The 18073-nt window shown below is 43.8% G+C and carries 8 protein-coding genes; 1 reads left to right on the top strand and 7 read right to left on the bottom strand.

Features of this window, described 5'->3' with window-relative positions; genetic code table 11:
* The first annotated feature begins 43 nt into the window (after nt 1–43).
* Nucleotides 44–886 carry a hypothetical protein gene (locus IEX80_RS11585; RefSeq protein WP_188832987.1) on the top strand — a complete coding sequence of 281 codons (843 nt, stop codon included), beginning with the start codon at nt 44–46 and terminating at the stop codon, nt 884–886.
* A gap of 81 nt (nt 887–967) precedes the next feature.
* On the opposite strand, the gene IEX80_RS11580 is transcribed toward IEX80_RS11585, so the two are convergent.
* The 7 genes from IEX80_RS11580 to IEX80_RS11550 all read right to left on the bottom strand — a co-directional run bounded on the left by IEX80_RS11580 (nt 968) and on the right by IEX80_RS11550 (nt 18029).
* The gene (locus IEX80_RS11580; protein ID WP_188832986.1) at nt 968–2806 is read right to left on the bottom strand and encodes a glycoside hydrolase family 35 protein; all 1839 of its coding nucleotides are present in this window, start codon (nt 2804–2806) and stop codon (nt 968–970) included.
* Nucleotides 2807–2854: 48 nt separating this feature from the next.
* Nucleotides 2855–5287 carry a glycoside hydrolase family 2 TIM barrel-domain containing protein gene (locus IEX80_RS11575; RefSeq protein ID WP_188832985.1) on the bottom strand — a complete coding sequence of 811 codons (2433 nt, stop codon included), beginning with the start codon at nt 5285–5287 and terminating at the stop codon, nt 2855–2857.
* A 23-nt stretch (nt 5288–5310) separates the two neighbouring features.
* Nucleotides 5311–6846 (bottom strand): glycoside hydrolase, encoded by a 1536-nt coding sequence (locus IEX80_RS11570; protein ID WP_188832984.1) that lies wholly within the window; start codon nt 6844–6846, stop codon nt 5311–5313.
* Nucleotides 6847–6900: 54 nt separating this feature from the next.
* The gene (locus IEX80_RS11565) at nt 6901–8403 is read right to left on the bottom strand and encodes an RICIN domain-containing protein (RefSeq protein ID WP_188832983.1); all 1503 of its coding nucleotides are present in this window, start codon (nt 8401–8403) and stop codon (nt 6901–6903) included.
* A 68-nt stretch (nt 8404–8471) separates the two neighbouring features.
* Nucleotides 8472–10175 carry a RagB/SusD family nutrient uptake outer membrane protein gene (locus IEX80_RS11560; RefSeq protein WP_090531381.1) on the bottom strand — a complete coding sequence of 568 codons (1704 nt, stop codon included), beginning with the start codon at nt 10173–10175 and terminating at the stop codon, nt 8472–8474.
* Nucleotides 10176–10189: 14 nt separating this feature from the next.
* Nucleotides 10190–13372 carry a SusC/RagA family TonB-linked outer membrane protein gene (locus IEX80_RS11555; RefSeq protein ID WP_217633183.1) on the bottom strand — a complete coding sequence of 1061 codons (3183 nt, stop codon included), beginning with the start codon at nt 13370–13372 and terminating at the stop codon, nt 10190–10192.
* Nucleotides 13373–13841: 469 nt separating this feature from the next.
* Nucleotides 13842–18029, bottom strand: coding sequence for a hybrid sensor histidine kinase/response regulator transcription factor (locus IEX80_RS11550; RefSeq protein WP_188832982.1), 4188 nt, complete (start codon nt 18027–18029; stop codon nt 13842–13844).
* Nucleotides 18030–18073 lie beyond the last annotated feature (44 nt).

Genomic DNA, 18073 nt, shown 5'->3' with positions numbered 1-18073 from the left:
ATAATTTATTTCTGATGTTAATTTACATACCTTTTTACTTATCATGAAGTGGCTTGCTTTTAAACAAAAACTGAGCCTGGTTTACTTACGCCTTATACCTTTAGCAGTTGTAGCTATAGGATTTGGGATAGGCCATGTGAGTTATAAAATTTATTTGCCAATCTGGGTTGTTAACGCCTGTTTAATGGTAGCAGCAACGTGGCATTTAGGTGGTTATCAACTCCGAAACAATAACCAGGAGATAAAGAAGCAGGTAATCACAGCTTTATTACTATTTGCACCCTGGCTATTATTTTCCATTTTCGCGGGGATGGGGCCCCCTCCTGCAACCTTGCAAGGCTGGGTTAATTCAGCTGCCGAGCAGCAGATCCGGTATACTATACTCATAGCAGGCGGTATTTTATTCGCGCTGGGTTCGGCATTGTTGAAAGTAAAATTACAGGCGGCAGGCGAAAATCTATATTCGGTAATGGCTTCAGCAGCGATCAATCTTGCAGTGCCGCTATTTATTATTAATATGGCATTTTGGGGATATTACTTCACAGACGCATTCAGGGTTTTCATAAAATTAGGCGGCACAAAACGTCCTGACTTGCATGGACCGATAAAAAGTTTATTTTATGTGATCAGTATAGCCGAAGTATTACTGATGTACCTTGGCACCGTATTTTTTGCCGTTTCACTTAAAGTCGCCGGGCTTTTTAATCCGGTTGCCTGCCGGTATTATATCATCTTCGGTTTAATCGGCATGGTGCTGGTTTTATTACCATCCTACTGGCCCGAGCCATTCGGCACCGCCGGTTTTCTTGTTGCTATACCCGCCATTCCTTTTATAATGCCATACCTCATTGGTATACACCTGTTAAAGCATGCTAAAGCTGATTAGCTAAATTGTAATATAAAAAAAGGGAGCTGCTACTTTTTCTCTAAAGTAACAGCCCCTTCTTTTTAATTGACTACCCCGACCCTATTTCCCTAAAACATCCAGAATAGGGTGATCAATAGCATTCAATGTATTTTCTGATGGTTTTATCAGTTCAAGTACGGTAATTTCATTGTTACCTTTTTTGAGCCATTCAACCGGCACATACAGGGTTTGCTGAGGACCGCAATTCCAATAGCGGCCTAAGTTGTGTCCGTTGAGCCAAACAATACCCTTACCCCATGTACTCATATCAAGATAGGTATCAGCCAATTTATCAACCTTGAAAACTGTTTTTTTCAATTGCGGTGTGTTGTTAGCTGCAACCTTTTTAATTGCCGGATTTGTTTTCACTTTATTGATATCATCAAAAGGCAGTGAATACATTTTCCAGTTTTTCAGCTCAGTACCGGCAAAAAGTACTTTTTCGGTAATACCCTTTTTGTTTTTAAGCAGATAAGGCCCAAAATTGATGCGGCCAAGGTTTTCAACCAAAATATCCAGTGTCACCTTACCTTTTGGTAAGCTGATCATCAAGCTGTCCTGGTACTTGCGCCTGTCAAGTATTCCTACACGTTTACCGTTTACGAAGACCACGCCATAATCACGCAAGTCTTTCAGTTTAAGCAGACCAGATTTGCCGCCGTTAATGGTTGTACGATACAACACAAAACCGTAAGCCTGGTTCAGGTCTTCAAAGGTAAGCGGAGTATTGTTGGCCTTTGCGAGCGGCAACACATCAAACAAACTGGTTGATTTGGTAAATTTAATTGCAGGCAAACCCATAGCAGGTTTAGCAGCCGGAACTTCGGGCAGGGTTACGCCTGCCGGAAGGTGTTTACTAATCACCTCTCTAAACTTCATGAACTTGTCGGTAGCGTTACCTGCCTCATCAAGCGGGGCATCATAATCATAACTACTGATTTGCGGTTCATATGGATTTTGATCATTATAGTTTGCACCGTTCATGAAGCCGCGTGTTGTACCGCCATGAAACATATACATGTTAATGGAAATACCTGCTGCCAATACCGAATCAAGCTTTGGTATAAATTTAGCCGCCGGTACAGTATGATGCGCAGTTCCCCACCAGTCGAACCAGGCTGGGTACCATTCGGCAATAAAATAAGGGCCTTTGCCATTATAATTTTCGCCGATCAATTTTTTAACTTTTGTTACATCATCAACACCGTTTATAGCAGGCAGCAAGCCCGGTAAATGACCATCCTTTATAGCTGGTTCAGGGTCGCAGGTGTAAAGTTGGCCATCAAAACCGGCGTCTATAAACATTTTGCGGTTAAGGGCCAGATAATCTTTATCGCTGCCGTACGACCCGTATTCATTCTCTATCTGTACCATCAAAATATTGCCGCCGTGGTTCACCAGCAGGGGTGACAGCTGCTTACCTACCTTGGTAAGATATTTTTTATAAGCTTCCAGGTATTTAGGCTCCTTGCTGCGCACCACTAAGCCCTGCTCTTTTTCAAGCCAGTATGGGTAGCCGCCAAACTCCCATTCGGCGCAAACGTACGGGCTTGGGCGCAGTATCACCCAAAGGCCTTCCTCCTTTGCTATTTTAACAAACTCAGCTATATCATGATTGCCTGTAAAATCATAATGCCCTTTTTGTGGCTCGTGAACATTCCAGAAAACATAGGTGCCAATAGTATTTAAACCCATTGCTTTGGCCATTTTCATACGCTGGCGCCAGGCCTCGCGCGGAACGCGGGTATAGTGCATTTCGCCTGAAATGATCTGCAGCGGTTTACCATCAAGCAGAAATGTGGTATCGCCAAGAGCAAAAGTATGCTTGGCATTTTGCGCCTGCAGCTTTGCGGATGCAAACAGGATAACAAAGAGGAACAGTAGTTTTATAAGTTTCATAAATGGAAAAAATGCAGGGTTTTAGTTTTTATTTGTATAAGGGGTTGACTATTTTACTGTTAATGTTATAGTTGATGATTTAAGATTACCGGCACTAAACTGAACCTGTACCACGCCAGGTTTACCTGTAGTTTGTACATAGGCCAATAAGCGCCCATGCAATGCTTTACGTTTGTTTGATTGGTAGCTTTCATGACTGCTGTTGCTGCCGCTTTCAAGGCCTAATAGTTTAGCCGCGCCGTTAATTGTTACTGTTATCTCATCGGTAGCAGTAAATACAGGGTTCCCGTTTTTATCGGTGATGTAAACCTCAATCTGGCTCAAGCCTTTTGTGTTATGGTTAAACAGGGTATTATCAGCTACCGTTTTAAGTTGATAAGCATCGCCGGCTGTTTTGATATTGTTAGTGCATACTTCAATACCGTTGTTGTAACCTTTAACAACCAGCTCGCTCGGCTCATAGTCAACCTGCCATGATGGAACCTGCCCTCTTGCGGCGCCGCTTATTTGTCTACCAAGAGATTTGCCGTTCAGGAACAATTCTGTTTCCTGGCAATTGGTAAAGCAATCAACTTTTACTTTACTACCGGATTGCCAATTCCAAACAGCCTCGGCAGTACGGTGGCTCCAGATCCCTCTGTCATCAGTTCCGGTAATAAGGCGTACACCTATATAAGCCATGGGCTTGTCCGACCAAAGACTTTGCCTGAAGAAATATTCCGGCTTTTTAAAACCGGCCAGGTCAATAAGTCCTGCTCCATTGCTACGCTGCGGCCATTTACCGGCCTCACCCAGGTAATCTATACCAGTCCACAGGTATTGGGCCGAAATATATTCGTTACTGTCAACAGCGTTCCAGGCTTGTTTTTGCATGCCGTTCTCACTGCCGTAAATGATTCGGTTGGGATATTTTTTATGATCTTCAGGATACCTGTATTCCTGGTAATTATAGCCCACAACATCCAATACATCAGGGTAGCCAACTTCGTTCGACATCACCACACCGGCCAGCGCGGCCGTTACCGGGCGGGTTTGATCAACGGCTTTTACAGCTTTAACTAATTGTTTGGCTATCGGTGTTAGCCCGCTTGCCGCTGGATGATCAGGCAGGTAGCCCTTACCATAGATCTGCGGGTTGCGGCCCGTGTTTAACACCTCATGGGTATATGGGTCGTTGGGGTAATCTATTTCGTTACCAATGCTCCACATAATGATAGATGGATGGTTACGCGCTCGCAGTACCATATCAGCTACATCCCGGTCTGCCCATTCTTTAAAATATTCGTGGTATCCGTTTTTGGATGGCGTACCAACATTCCAGCCTGCTACCCATTTGTTTTTTCCTACCTCCCATTCATCAAAAGCTTCGTCCATTACTAAAAAGCCCATCTTATCGCACAAATCGTATAAATAATCTGCATGAGGGTTATGGCTTAACCTGAGTGAGTTTACTCCCGCATCCTTTAATAATTTCAACCTGCGTACCCAAACCTCCTGTGGAACAGCTACACCCAGGGCACCGGCATCATCATGGATACATACGCCTTTGAGCTTGGTGCTTTTATCATTCAAAAAGAAACCTTTATCCTTGTCAAAACGGATACTGCGGATCCCTACAGATTGCGTTACCTCGTCAAATGCTTTACCATTGCGGCTAAGTGAAACCTGTAATTTATAGAGCTCGGGCTTTTCGGTATCCCATAGTTTGGGGGACGATAATTCTTTCTCAAACTCAACCTCGTGTACTCCCGGTTTTGCTTTTATTTGTTTTTGGAGGGCAATAGCCGCTTTTCCTTTCCCATCAAGCAGGTTTACTTTCACTAATACAGAAGCATCAACTTTGTCGCTGTTGGTAACACTCACCTTAATTTTTGCTGTAGCTTTAGCTGCCGAAACATCGGGCGTGGAAAAGGCCACATCCCAGGGGGCTATGTGTACCTGGTCTTTAACGATGAGGTATACATTACGATAGATACCAGAACCGGTATACCACCTCGAATCAGCAAATTCGCTATGATCTGCCCTTACAGCTATCGTATTTTTTCCAGTTAAATTTAGATACTTGGTCAGCTCATACTGAAACGAAATAAAACCGTTTGGACGTTTACCTAAATAATGTCCGTTGACCCATACCTCGCTATTTTTATATACGCCATCAAAGTAAATATAAACCTGCTTCCCCTTCCATGCATTATTACCGGCGAAGCTCTTTTTGTACCAGCCAATCCCCCCGGGCAAATAACCGGTAGCACTTGCCCATTCGTCGCTAAAAGGACCTTCAATACTCCAGTCATGCGGCAGATCGACAGTTCTCCATTGCGTTTCGGTAGCGATCCCGCTGATCCCCGTACTGATGTCGCCCTTGTGGAAAGACCATCCCGTATTAAATAAAACCGGTTTGCCAACGCCCTGGGCCTTAAGTAAGCCAGGCAGCATTAACATGCCAAGTACAAAAAGAAGCAGATGTTTTTTATTTTTCATTTTGATGACAGAGAGATAAAATGCTATTTGATGACACCTGTAAACGTGACAATAGAACGTGCCGGAACAACATTCTTATCACCGGTTATTTTACCGGCTTTAAGCTCGGCAACCTGCGATGTTAAATAGGATGATGTAAACTGAACTTTAGCATTATCCATATGAAATACTGCGCTTACATCATTAGTACCCTGGTTAACTACAACCACGGTTAAGTTTTTTCCATTTTTAAACGCCGACACCAGCAAGGGCTTTCCTTCTGCTACTGACGAAACTTCGGCCTCAACCCTTACAGCTCCGGGTTTAACAAACCTGCTGTAGTTACCCATGGCCCAAAGCATTTTACTGCCGTAAAAATTGCCGTCGGTTTTATTTTTGTCGATGTAAATGAGGCCATCCTTATAGTCATAGGCCGAAATGGCTGTCCACCATTGCCAGGCCGACGCGTTGGCCGCTGTAAGATCGGTGTGGATCACCGATGCTAAATATAGCGCGGCATCAATACCCAGATCACGCTTGTTACCGTCTATCTCACCCGCATTATCGCCTAAGATGCAATACTCCGATTGCCAGAAATCAAGACCATTAATAGTCGCAACACTATCGGCCAATGCCCTGCGAGCTTTTACTGACGATGCCATTGGCGACGTAGTGAAATAGCTGTGCGCCGCGATAGTTTTGGCTACCGAAGGCAGGTCGCCTACGTAATTGGCCGATCCCGGTTTAAAAAAATCGGTTATCTGACTGCCTTTACCCGGCTTATCACCTTTAGTAAATAAATAGTTGATACTCCCGGCCTCGCCAACCAAAATCTTTGAGCTAATCTTATTACTTACGAATTCTTTATTGATGGCCCGTATCAATCCTGCTACCTCGGCATTATTATATGGGGCACCTTCCTGACCGCCATCGCTCCAATCCCACTGGGGTTCGTTTACCGGGCTTATGTAATCAAATTTTACTTTACTTACCTGCTCAACTCCCTTTACAACTTTAGCCAGGAACACGGCATAAACATCATATTTATCGGGTGCTATATTAACTTTGCCTCCACTGGCGTACGCTTTTCCATTAATGGTAAACTGCACCGGCGGACTATTATTAAAACCTAAAAATTGTTTAACTCCGCGTTGTTTGGCGGCTTTCAGGAACCAAACCTGCCCGACCTGGTTTTGCCAGTTATAGCTGCCATCGCCGTTTAAAAACGATTCAGCACGGCGCCACTCGTCTTTAATGCCACTTTCGTTTCCCTGCTGGGCACTGCCCGCACCAATGTTAAACCTCCATAACGACAAGCCTATGCCTTTAGGCGAGCCATCGGCATAAGTATCCCGGCTAAAAAGCAGGTCGGCAATTTTATTGCGCTTATCATCAGGCCAGTTACCCACAAACTGGCAAGCCCACGCATCCGAAGCACCAAAATTGCTAATGGTTTGGTGCGTTTTTGAAAAATTGATATCAATAGTTACCTCTTTGCCCTGGCCGCTTACAAAAGGAATATTAATCCCCAAAACGGCCGCAGCCAGCAGTATTTTTTTTATAGTAGTTTTTATTATCATCGTGTTTAAATCAACAAATAAAACAGCACTGTTTAGCGCTGTTTTATTGCAATATTATTGTTGCACTATTTGCCATTGCTGGTTAGTAGCGCCGCCATAAGGCCACTGAATGATGCCTGCACCATTTGTGGTTGATGCGCCGTTAACATCAAGCGCAAGCCCGCTGTTACGGTTAAGTACTTTATAAATGCCATCGCTGGTAGCAGTAAGCTGCCATTGCTGGTTGTTGCCGCCGTTCCACGGCCATTGTATAATGCCCGCGCCATTGGCTGTTGAACTCATATTAACATCAAGCGCCTGCGTGCTGTTGCGGTTAGTTATTTTGTAATAGCCACCGCCATTGGCAGCAATAACCCATTGCTGGTTATTGCCCCCGTTTTGAGGCCATTGTATGATGCCGGCGCCGTTGGTGGTTGAGCCGCCATTAACATCAAGCGCCTGGCCGCTGTTAACATTTAAAAACCTGTAGTATGCACCGGTATAAAATGTATCGGTACCACCGGCACCTACGCCCCAGGCATATTTAATGCGACTTAACCCCGATGCATTTGTGGTTGATACAGTAAGGCCGGTGCCAGTCCCGTTTAGTTGTTGAATAGCATAGCTATCGCCCGTACGTACGCCTGGCCAGTAAACCGCGCCCATGCCGTAGGCACGTGCCTGGTTGGTTAATCCCTGCAGGTACGCAATTTCCTGGTCACCGCCAATAGCGCCGGTGTAATTTTTACCACCTGTCATCGGGATACCGAACTCGGTAAGTACCGCGCGGCTACTATAGGCACCGATATTGCCTTTTAAGCGATTTTCCCATTGCAAAGCGGTTGTCAGTGTGCCGTTGCTAAAAAAAGTATAATCATGTATCGACAATAAACAACCCGAAAAACGGCTGTCGGCACCTACCCCGGTTATATCCTGCGAATAGGACGTACCGCTGATCAAAATTCTTCCCTGCGGAACAGAAGGATAGTTACTTAACCACTGGGCACAGATGGTTGTCCAGTCGGTTAAAGTATACCCATGTGGCTCGTTAAAAATTTCAAAGTACACGTGGGCATTGCTGCCATATTTGGTAACAATGGTTTGCCACATCGACCAAAATTCGGTGGTATTATCTATCTTCCCATCTTCGGATGATTTGGCTTCCCAATAACCCAGTATCACATTCATCCCCTTGCTCAATGCTTTATCAATAACACCTGTGTAAGAGTTCCACCAGGTTTGCGATACGGTTGAATAGTTTACAGGCAGCCTAACCGTATTTGCTCCTGTATTTGTTTGGATTCCTGTTAATACGGCATCAGCTTTAGCAGAAACTGTAGCATAACTATCAGCAGATGTTAAACCGCTTAACACCAGTATCCCGTCGCTAAAGTTATCACCATCGGCAGCCCAGTTCACGCCTTTCAGCGCGCTTGCCGGTGTTGAATCTGTAGTTATTGTTTTATCTCCTGTTTTTATTTCATCCGGAGTTGATGATTTTTTTACTGATACGATATCCTTTTTACACCCGGCCGCCAAACAACACATCGCTAATAATGCAATACTTAAGTTCTTCATAATTTGTTATAGGTTAGAATTGGGAGAAAAAAGGGGGAAGAAAGAAGCTCTTCCCCCGGAATATTTTATTAGTAACCAGCGTTTTGTTGCAATTGGCCACCAGACGCCTGGATCTCGGCCCTTGGTATCGGCAACCAGTAATGTTTGGTTGCAAAAGAACGGCCATCCAAGGCTACTTTTGGTGTATAAGCAAAGCTGCCATCAGCGTTTTTGGTGATGATCACCCCACCCGCCGGTTTATTTTCGGTAACGTCAGCAATTTTCCAGCGGCGTACATCGTAAAAACGGTGTTCTTCAAATGCCAGCTCAACACGACGCTCGTAACGTACGGCATCACGCATCTGTGATTGCGACATACCTGAAGCCAAAGCCGGCATATTAACACTTGGACGAGAACGGATCAGATTAATCGCTGTACGTGCAGATAAGGTTGAACCCGAAGGGATCACATCCGGTCCGTAAGCTTCGTTAGCCGCTTCAGCAAAGTTCAACAGGATCTCAGCATAACGGAAATAGATCCATGGCTGGAAGCCCGCGTTACCCCACGGATTTTGAAGCGGATATGCATCATTCATATATTTTTTGAGGTAATAACCTGTTTTGGTAGTATTCCAGTTATCTGCTCCGTCTTTGCTATCCTTACCACCTGGAATAAAAGATTCAATAGCCCGGCCCCTGTACATCGCGCCGTTGTATAACACAGTGGCTGCAAACCTTGGGTCGCGGTGATCATAAGGGTGTGTCGGATCATAACCTGATGTTGGATCGGTAATAGCTTTACCATTATCCATTTCGTAATCATCAACCAAATTTTGCAGCGGTGTATTACCTGCCCAGCCGCCATAGCCGTTCGGCCCGTTGGCTATTTCAAGGTGCGTATGGTTTGCATTTTTAGTATATAAACGTTCAAAAATGGTTTCGTTGGTTTCGTTAACTAAAAACAGATTATTATAGCCACCAGTGTAGATACCATATTTATTCAAACTGATAACTGCCTGTGCGGCGGTAACCGCATCGGCCCAGGTACCTGCAGCATATAATGGGCTTGCAGCATATAATTTTAGTCTTGACTTTAAAGCCAGCGCCGCACCTTTTGTAGCACGGCCTAACAGCCAGCTACCATCGTTGTTTAGCGGCAACTTAGCAGCGGCATCATCAAGCTGAGCAGATACGTAATCGATACACTCTTTAATGGAGGCACGCTTGAATAGTGAAGGGTCCTGTAGGTTATCATTAAGGTTGGTTACCTTATCGCCCACTAAAACAACTCCGCCGTAATTACGGATCAGATCCTGATAACGGAAAGCCCTGATAAATTTCAGCTCGCCTTCAAGATGCATTTTGTGCCCGGCACTGAACGGCATGTTTGGCAAAAGCGCTAATGCCGAATTAACCTCGCGGATGCTGCGATAACTACGTCCCCAAAGCACACCTGCGCCACCTAAATTTTCGGGAGCAAGCTGGCCCCTTTGTATCAGCCAGGTAGCATCATCATTGTTATAGATCGATTCGTCTGTAAGTGAGCTCCACATGCTATATTCGAAGCCACGGCCGAAGCCTGGGTTTGAGCCATCGCCCTCTTTATCTTGCAATTTAGCACCGATATAACGGTTGGTAACATAAGCTTCATACACCGCGGTATCCGAAGCAATGGCCGATGATGCGATCCTATCCGTAGGGGTTACATCAAGTAAATTCTTTTTACATGCTGTGATGCCCAGCATACCGCCCATCATTAAAAATAAAAGCGGAGTTTTATATTGTAGTTTCATTATCGTCTTCTTGATTAAAATTTCACGTTAGCACCTAAGTTTATAATTCGCTGTTGCGGATAAAACTGACCGCTGCCACTGGTTCCTTCAGGATCGTAATCCTTCACTTTGGTAATGGTGAATAAGTTGAACGCACTTGCGTAAACCCTTAAACCACCTATTTTAAGTTTTGATAGGAACGGCGCATTGAAATTATAGCCTAATTGCACATTCTTTAACCGAAGGAAAGAAGCATCATTAAGCCAAAAAGTATTGTTATATAAACCACCACTGATAGCGTTCGATGCTCGGTCTGTTACACGTGGATAAGTTCCATTGGTGTTTGAGGGGCTAAACCTGTTATCGGCCCAGCTGCTGTAAAAGTTACCTACACTACCTGCTTCGGGCAATACATACTGGCTAACCTGCGCCTGGCCTGCAAATAGTACCGAAAGATCGAAGTTTTTGTATGCTGCGTTTAAACTAAAGCCATAAGTAATTTGCGGGATATTGCCGTATTTGCTACGGGTTTGGTCATCGGCATTTATTTGCTTGTCATTATTAACATCACGGTATATCAAGTCGCCAACTTTAGCGCCGGTTACGTGCGGCGTTGCATCAAGCTCGGCCTGGGTACGGAATATACCTATCGCGTTGTAAAGTAATGACGTACCTATCGGTAAACCTGTTTGGCGCTGATAAGATAAAGCACCGGGTGCCTCATCAATGAAAACAATTTTGCTTTTGGCATAAGTAATATTACCGCTTACACCCCACGTAAATTCATGGCCGGTATGGTTATAACCTAAAGTTGCCTCAAAACCATCACTGTTAAACTTACCTATATTTTCAAGTGGCACCAGAGGATCTGAGCCATAAGGGTTAACTATACCTGATGATCCGGGAATCGACGCATTCCTGGCTGTAAGTACATTACGCCTTCTTTGCTGGAAATAGATGGCCTCCACTGTAAAATTATGCAAAAAAGTGGCATTGATACCAATATCGAGCTTTTTAGAGGATTCCCATGTAATGCCGGGGTTTGCCAATTTAACAAGATTAACGTTTGGCTGAATAACGTTCGAGCCGCTACCCGGATTGCTTGCCACAAAACCATTGGGAACTAAAGTATAGTTATTAAAATACTGGAACGGGCCAACAGCGTCATTACCTAACGAACCATAAGAAGCCCTGATTTTCAGATCATCAAAAAATCCTACACTGTTTTTAAACCAATCTTCTTTAGTAATTCTCCAACCTACCGAAGCAGAAGGAAAATAGCCCCATTGTTTTGCGCCCGGAAAAATTGATGTACCATCAGCGCGTAACTGGCCTTCAAACAAATACTTTTCATCATAAGCGTATGTTAAACGGCTGATATAGCTGGCTCGATTGTAATTTGAGCTCCAGCCCGAATTAAGGTAATCGGTAGCTGCGCTTCCGCCTTGCGACAGATCAGGCAATTGCGATGACAGGTAGTTAAAACGTGTAGCATCAAAGTACTCGATGTGGTTTTTGCTTTGTTCATAACCAACAAAAGCGCTCACATCATGCAAACCAAACTTATGCGCGTAGTTTAATTTAATATTCGAGGTAAGCAAAATATCGTTCCTTTGCGACTCGAATAAAGTTGCCGCATTGTTATTGCCGCCTACTGTAACCTTATTATAAGTATTTGAACTCTGAACATAGCTATACAGAACATACGGCTTACTGAAGTTTTTATTCAAGTTATACGATTTATCAACAGAAAAGAAACCATCAACTGATAAACCTTCAATACCAGGGATAGCGTAGCTACCTTTTAAAATACCGTTAAAAACCTGTTTAGGATTGTTGGCATTACCACCAAGACTCGTTACCTGTACTGCCGGGTTATTATTTTCGATACCTGTAGTTGGCAAGCCATTTGGATAATAAGCGGCTACAATAGGTTTAGCACGGTAAACAGAACGGAACAGATCGCCCGCACCGGTTATCGGAAATTGCCTGTCTTCTTCACGGCCCGAAAGTGATAAACCTACTTTTAAGCGTTTAGTAACGTTAGCATCAATATTTGACCGGAAATTATATTGGTGATATTTGGTAGCACCATTTTTATAAATACCATCCTGGTAAAGCGTACCTAATGATACAAAGTATTTGATATCATCACTACCACCGGCAATAGAAAGGCTATGCTGGTTTTGCAAAGCCGAACCTTTAAGCGTTTGCTTTTCCCAATCGGTATTTGGATAATTTAACGGGTCAGAACCATCCCTAAACTTTTGGATCTGCTCGGCAGTATACGATTGGTTTAAGCCGCCGGCCGGGTTCGAGTCGTAATTAATCTCGTTCATGATCTGGGCATAAGTTGCCGCGTCGGCCATTTTTGGCAAGCGGGTTGGCGAACTGAAGCCCTGGTTGAAACTATAGTTGATAGTTGGTTTACCGGTTTTACCGCGTTTTGTAGTAATGAGGATAACACCGTTAGCAGCACGGTTACCATAAATTGCAGCTGAAGCGTCTTTTAGTACCGACATGCTTTCAATGTCATTAGGATCAAGCCTTTCCAAACCGCCTATCTGAGCCGGAATACCGTCAACAACAATTAATACATCGTTGCTGCCGCTGGTGGCCAAACCACGTACAGTAATACCTGAACCATCATAACCAGGTTCACCGCTGCGGTTATTAACCACTACCCCCGAAAAACGACCGGCAATACCGTTTGAAAGATTTGGCTGAGGGCTTTTTACCAGCTCAGAGCCTTTAACCTGCGAAATTGAACCCGTTAAAGTGGCTTTTTTCTGTGTACCGTAACCTACAACCACAACCTCGTTCAATGATTTAGAATCGGCCTGTAATTGAATGTTAAGAGTAGCTTGCCCGTTAAGGATAATTTCCTGCGTGTTGTAGCCAATATAGCTAAACACTAAAATGCCTGATGAAGCACTGGGCACGTTAAGGCTGAACTTACCGTTAACATCGGTAACAACCCCGGTTGATGTGCCTTTTAAGGCAACGCTTACACCTGGCAGGGTCTGGCCTTTTTCGTCGGTAACCTGGCCCGTTATTCTGGCATCAGGTAAGCGCTGTTCATTAATGGTACCCGCAAAAGCCATTACCGGCATTTGGACTGTAGCGAAACAAGCAACGGCCATGCCGGCCGCAACTACGAAAAAGCGGGGTGATCTTTTCCGATGGGGAGAATCCTTTACATGTAAATTTAGTTTCATATGGTTTTAAAAAATTGGTTTTTTAATCGGCTCAAACCTTGCAAAGCGAGGTGCATAAAAACAAGAAAGTGGATTCGGCATCGATAAACTACCGCCCCATTTTGACCTTATTATTTATACACGGTACAAAAGTTTGGTTTAAACCTTGGTTATTGGTAGGGCTAAATTGCGTTTTAAAGCAAAAATGAGTGAGGGGTAAATTCTGAATAAGACAGGGGGTATTTCATAAAAAAGCGCTTAAAAACAGCATTTTGGGCGCTTTTTAAAGAGGGGGTAAATCAATACTGGCAGGGGGACAAAAATAAGTTGTAGTATTTAGCCCCCCAACATTGCTGCGCTTGTCGTCCGCTCATCACTTTGTAAAGAAGGGCCACAAAAACAACTCTTAGCTTAGCTGTGAAACTGAAGCCGAAGGGAAGTTGGTCCGGCGAGGTATGAACCAGGTGAATCAACCAACCGATAAACACGATTAATTCTCCTTAATCACATCCCGGTTCACGTTGTAATTGTTGTGAAATGGCTTACGATATTTCTTAATGTAATCGGACGGATTTATACCGAACAGCTTGTTGAATTGTTCTCTAAAGTATTTGAGGTCATTTAAGCCCACTTTATAGGCCGTTTCGTAAACTGTGCTATCGGTTGTCAGCAAGATCTCGGCCGCCTTACGCAAGCGGATAAAACGGATAAAACTATTTGCAGATTGCCCGGAAATAGATTTGATCCGCTTGTATAAGTTAGAGTGGCTCATGCCTATTTCGGCAGCCAGTGTTTTGATGCTGAAATCCGGGTCGGTTAAGTGCTGCTCAACTATCTGCAAACATTTTTCTAAAAATTCCTTGTACTCCTGCGAAATCTTGAGATCATTTGATTTGTTAAGGGTTATTTCATTATAGAAATACTTCTGCAGGTTGTTCCTGCTTTTCAGGATCCCGTTAACACGGGCCACCAGGATCTCTTTTTCAAAAGGCTTGCTGATATAATCATCCGCCCCTCCTTCAATACCTTTAAGCTTTATTTCGGGCGAGGAACTGGCGGTAAGCAATATCACGGGGATGTGGTTCAGCACAGGATCTTCCTTAATACGGCTACATACCTCAATACCGCTTAACCCCTGCATCATTACGTCGCTTATTACAATATCGGGCACCAGGTGATAAGCAAGTTCAAGTCCATCTGTACCATTATCGGCTTCAAAAACCTCAAATTCGCCTGTAAAAATTTGTTTAAGGTACGTACGGATCTGTTGATTGTCATCAATCAGCAGCATGGTTTTGGTATCGGAGCTTAAAGCCTCAGAATTTTTGGCTGCGACGGCGTTTTCAGCCTCAACGGCGGCTAATTCACCCTTATTCTCCATTAGCTCATCCAGGAACACCGAAGTTTCGGCAACGTCTTCAAACACAAACTGCTGCCCAAAATGCTCCCTGCCTTTTAACAACGATACATGAAACACCGTGCCCTGCCCCTGCTGGCTGGTATAACCGATGCTGCCTTTATGGTTTTCAATAAACGCTTTAACCAGGTATAGCCCAATGCCAAACCCGCCTGCCATTGGCGCCGAATTTTGCAACTGGTAAAACTTGCCGAATAACTGATCGCCGGTACCCTCGGCTATTCCACAGCCGCTATCCTTTATCTCGATGGTAATTTTATCGTTAAAATCGGCTATTGTACAAGTTACTATGCCATACTCCGGTGTAAACTTCAACGCATTCGAGATGAGGTTAAACAGGGCTATTTCCATTTTTTCCCTGTCGGCATAAATCTCTATCGCATCCCTTTGACTTACAAAATCAAACTGAATATGCTTGGTACGTGCCTGGTGATTAAAACATAAAAACACCTCATGACAAAGCGATACGATATTAAGCCTTACTATTTTAAGCTTATCAGTGTCGCTTTCGGCTTTCCTGAATAGTAAAAGCTGATCAACCAAACTCAAAAGACGCCGTGCGTTGCGGTAAATGATATGCAAATTACCGGCGTCATCAGTAACCTCGCCCTTCCCGAACAACATATCCTTTACCGGGTTGATGATGAGCGTTAACGGTGTGCGGAATTCATGCGAGATATTGGTAAAAAAGGAAAGTTTACGCTCATTAAGTTCCTTATCTTTTTCGGCCGAAAGCTGGGCTACTTTAACCTCGTATTTAAGCCTGGTTTGGCGGTTTCTGTAAAGTATATAGTAATAAGTTACAACCCCTGCTGCCGCTATATAAATTAAATAAGCCCACCAGGTTTTATACCAGGGCGGCAGGATCTTAACCTGTAAGGTGGCATAATTATCAAACCACAAGCCATCCTGGTTGGATGCTTTTACCCTGAACGTATATTCCCCGGGTTCAAGGTAGCGGTAAGTTGCAAGCCGCTGATCGCCAACATAGTTCCAGGTTTTATCAAGACCATCCAGTTTATAAGCAAAGCCCCCCTTATCCGGGTAAGTATAATTCAACGAGGCGTACTGGATAGAAAACACCGACTGATCAGGCTGTAACGTGATCTGCCTTGCCTGGTTAATGGCTTCGGGCAATACGGTGCGGTCCTTGTCAAGCCCGCCAACTTCAACCTGCTTACCAAAAATCTGCAAACCTGTTATAATAACTTTTGGTTTATAATCGCTTTGATTTACTTTTTCAGGGTCAAAAAAGTTAAGCCCTTCTGTTCCCCCAAAATACATTAATCCATTAGCAGAATCAAACAAAACAGACCCTGCGTTAAACTGCCCGGCCTGTAACCCATCCGACTGATCATAATTTAAGATCTTATTATTCCGTACATCAAGGTTTGATAAGCCTTTATTGGTACTTAGCCACAATGAACCATCAGATGATTCCTTAATGGCCGATACTGTATTATTAGCCAGGCCATTAGTTTCATTAAACTTTTTAAAAACCCGGTTTTGAAGATCGTATGAAATTAATCCATCGCCCTCGGTTCCTATCCATAACCTGTGTTGTTTGTCGGGATGAAGTGAAAATATCACCTGGCCGGGTAAATTGTTTTTTTCATCAACAGGTTTAAAATACCTGCTGAATTTCTTTTGTCCGGCGTTATAAAAATCAAGTCCCCCACCATAAGTACCAACCCATAAATTACCATTACCGTCTTCGGCAATTGATCTTACATCGTATGAAGTAAGGCCGCTATTGGCTGGTGTATAGTTGGTGAAAGACTTTGTAACGGCATTAAACAGGCACAAGCCGCCGCCATTGGTGCCAATCCATAAATTTTTATGCTTGTCCTGGTAGATAACCCGTACGTCGTTACCACCCAGGCTTTTGTTATCTGCCTGGGTGTGTAGGTAGTTGACAAACGAATCCGTTTTCTTGTTATATTGCAAAAGTCCCTTTGCATAAGTACCAAACCATAAATCACCATCCTGATCGGTATAGCCGAATAAAATGGCATTGTCGGTAATGCTGCCGGGCTGCCCATCTGCTTTGTATTGCTTTATAAGGGTGCCATTGTGGCTGGTTTTGTAAATCCCCTCGCCATCAGTGCCCAGCCATAAAAAGCCGTCGCGATCCTGGCACAGGCCATAAAACCTTACCAAACTTTCGCCGCTGGCCCCATATCGCTTTTTAGCAATCTTTGAAAATTTCTCCTTAATGCTGCTCACCATGTAAATGCCATCGCCATAGGTACCTACCCAAACATTTTTATCCTTATCTATATAAAGCGTTTGAACAGAGCGCTGTGTAAGGTAATACCCGTCATCGCCGGTTACCGGCTGAAGAAAAAAGTTATTAATGTTGTAGTTGGAGCTTGTACCAATGTTAACTTTAAACAGCCCCCCATCCTGCAGACCTACAAGCAATTGCTTATCGCTATCTTCAATAACTGATATGTATCGTTTACTTTTAATACCCTGCTGACCGGTTTGCAGTAAGGTAAATTTATTTGATTGCCTGTTGTAGTAGCCGAGCCCGCTTCCGGTTGCTATCCACATGTTGTGAAAATGATCTTCAAAAATATCATTGATCCGGGTACCCGGCAGGTTGGCTATTGGAGGGCCTATGCCCGCAAGGTTGGCTATTACACCATCCTTATGACTAAAAACATTGATGCTGCCTTCCTGTGTACCCACCCATACCAGGCCCCTTGAATCTTCGTACAAACAGAGCACCCTGTTACTTGACAGCCGGGACAAATTGGCTTGGGTGTAATTAACAACTTTTACTGACTTGGTATTGAAATAAGAAAATCCCTGCCCATAAGATGTGATCCATAAATTACCATCATGGCTTTGGATGATATTACTGATATCGTTTTTGACGGCCTTGTTAGAGGTGAATTTATAATGGATAAACTTTTCTGTACGGCTATCAAATTTGCTGAGGCCGTTTCTTGACGACACCCAGATACTGCCATGAACATCGCACAAAACCTTTTGTACATAGTTACTGGCCAGCGCAGTTGAATCGCCCAGGCGCGATTTAAAAATCTTAAAAGTTGTACCGTCAAAACGATTGAGCCCATCATTGGTGGCAAACCACATAAAACCCTTATCATCCTGTGTAATGCTATTTACAATACCAAAAGAAAGACCATTTTTTAAAGAATAATTGAGGATCTTATTTTTGATGGGCGACTGCGCATGGGCCGAAGAAATGATCAAAAAAAGAACAAAACAGACAAAGGATCCCTTTTTCATTAACAAGTTGCAGGCTGTGAATTACACAAATAATTGGAAGATTA

Origin of the sequence: Mucilaginibacter rubeus (genome assembly GCF_014643835.1) — a bacterium.
Lineage (GTDB): Bacteria > Bacteroidota > Bacteroidia > Sphingobacteriales > Sphingobacteriaceae > Mucilaginibacter > Mucilaginibacter rubeus.
This window is presented reverse-complemented; position numbering and strand designations above follow the sequence as displayed.

Coding starts and splice junctions, on each gene's coding strand:
- IEX80_RS11585 (WP_188832987.1), top strand. CDS start 44: ATGAAGTGGCTTGCTTTTAAACAAAAACTGAGCCTGGTTTACTTACGC.
- IEX80_RS11580 (WP_188832986.1), bottom strand. CDS start 2,806: ATGAAACTTATAAAACTACTGTTCCTCTTTGTTATCCTGTTTGCATCC.
- IEX80_RS11575 (WP_188832985.1), bottom strand. CDS start 5,287: ATGAAAAATAAAAAACATCTGCTTCTTTTTGTACTTGGCATGTTAATG.
- IEX80_RS11570 (WP_188832984.1), bottom strand. CDS start 6,846: ATGATAATAAAAACTACTATAAAAAAAATACTGCTGGCTGCGGCCGTT.
- IEX80_RS11565 (WP_188832983.1), bottom strand. CDS start 8,403: ATGAAGAACTTAAGTATTGCATTATTAGCGATGTGTTGTTTGGCGGCC.
- IEX80_RS11560 (WP_090531381.1), bottom strand. CDS start 10,175: ATGAAACTACAATATAAAACTCCGCTTTTATTTTTAATGATGGGCGGT.
- IEX80_RS11555 (WP_217633183.1), bottom strand. CDS start 13,372: ATGAAACTAAATTTACATGTAAAGGATTCTCCCCATCGGAAAAGATCA.
- IEX80_RS11550 (WP_188832982.1), bottom strand. CDS start 18,029: ATGAAAAAGGGATCCTTTGTCTGTTTTGTTCTTTTTTTGATCATTTCT.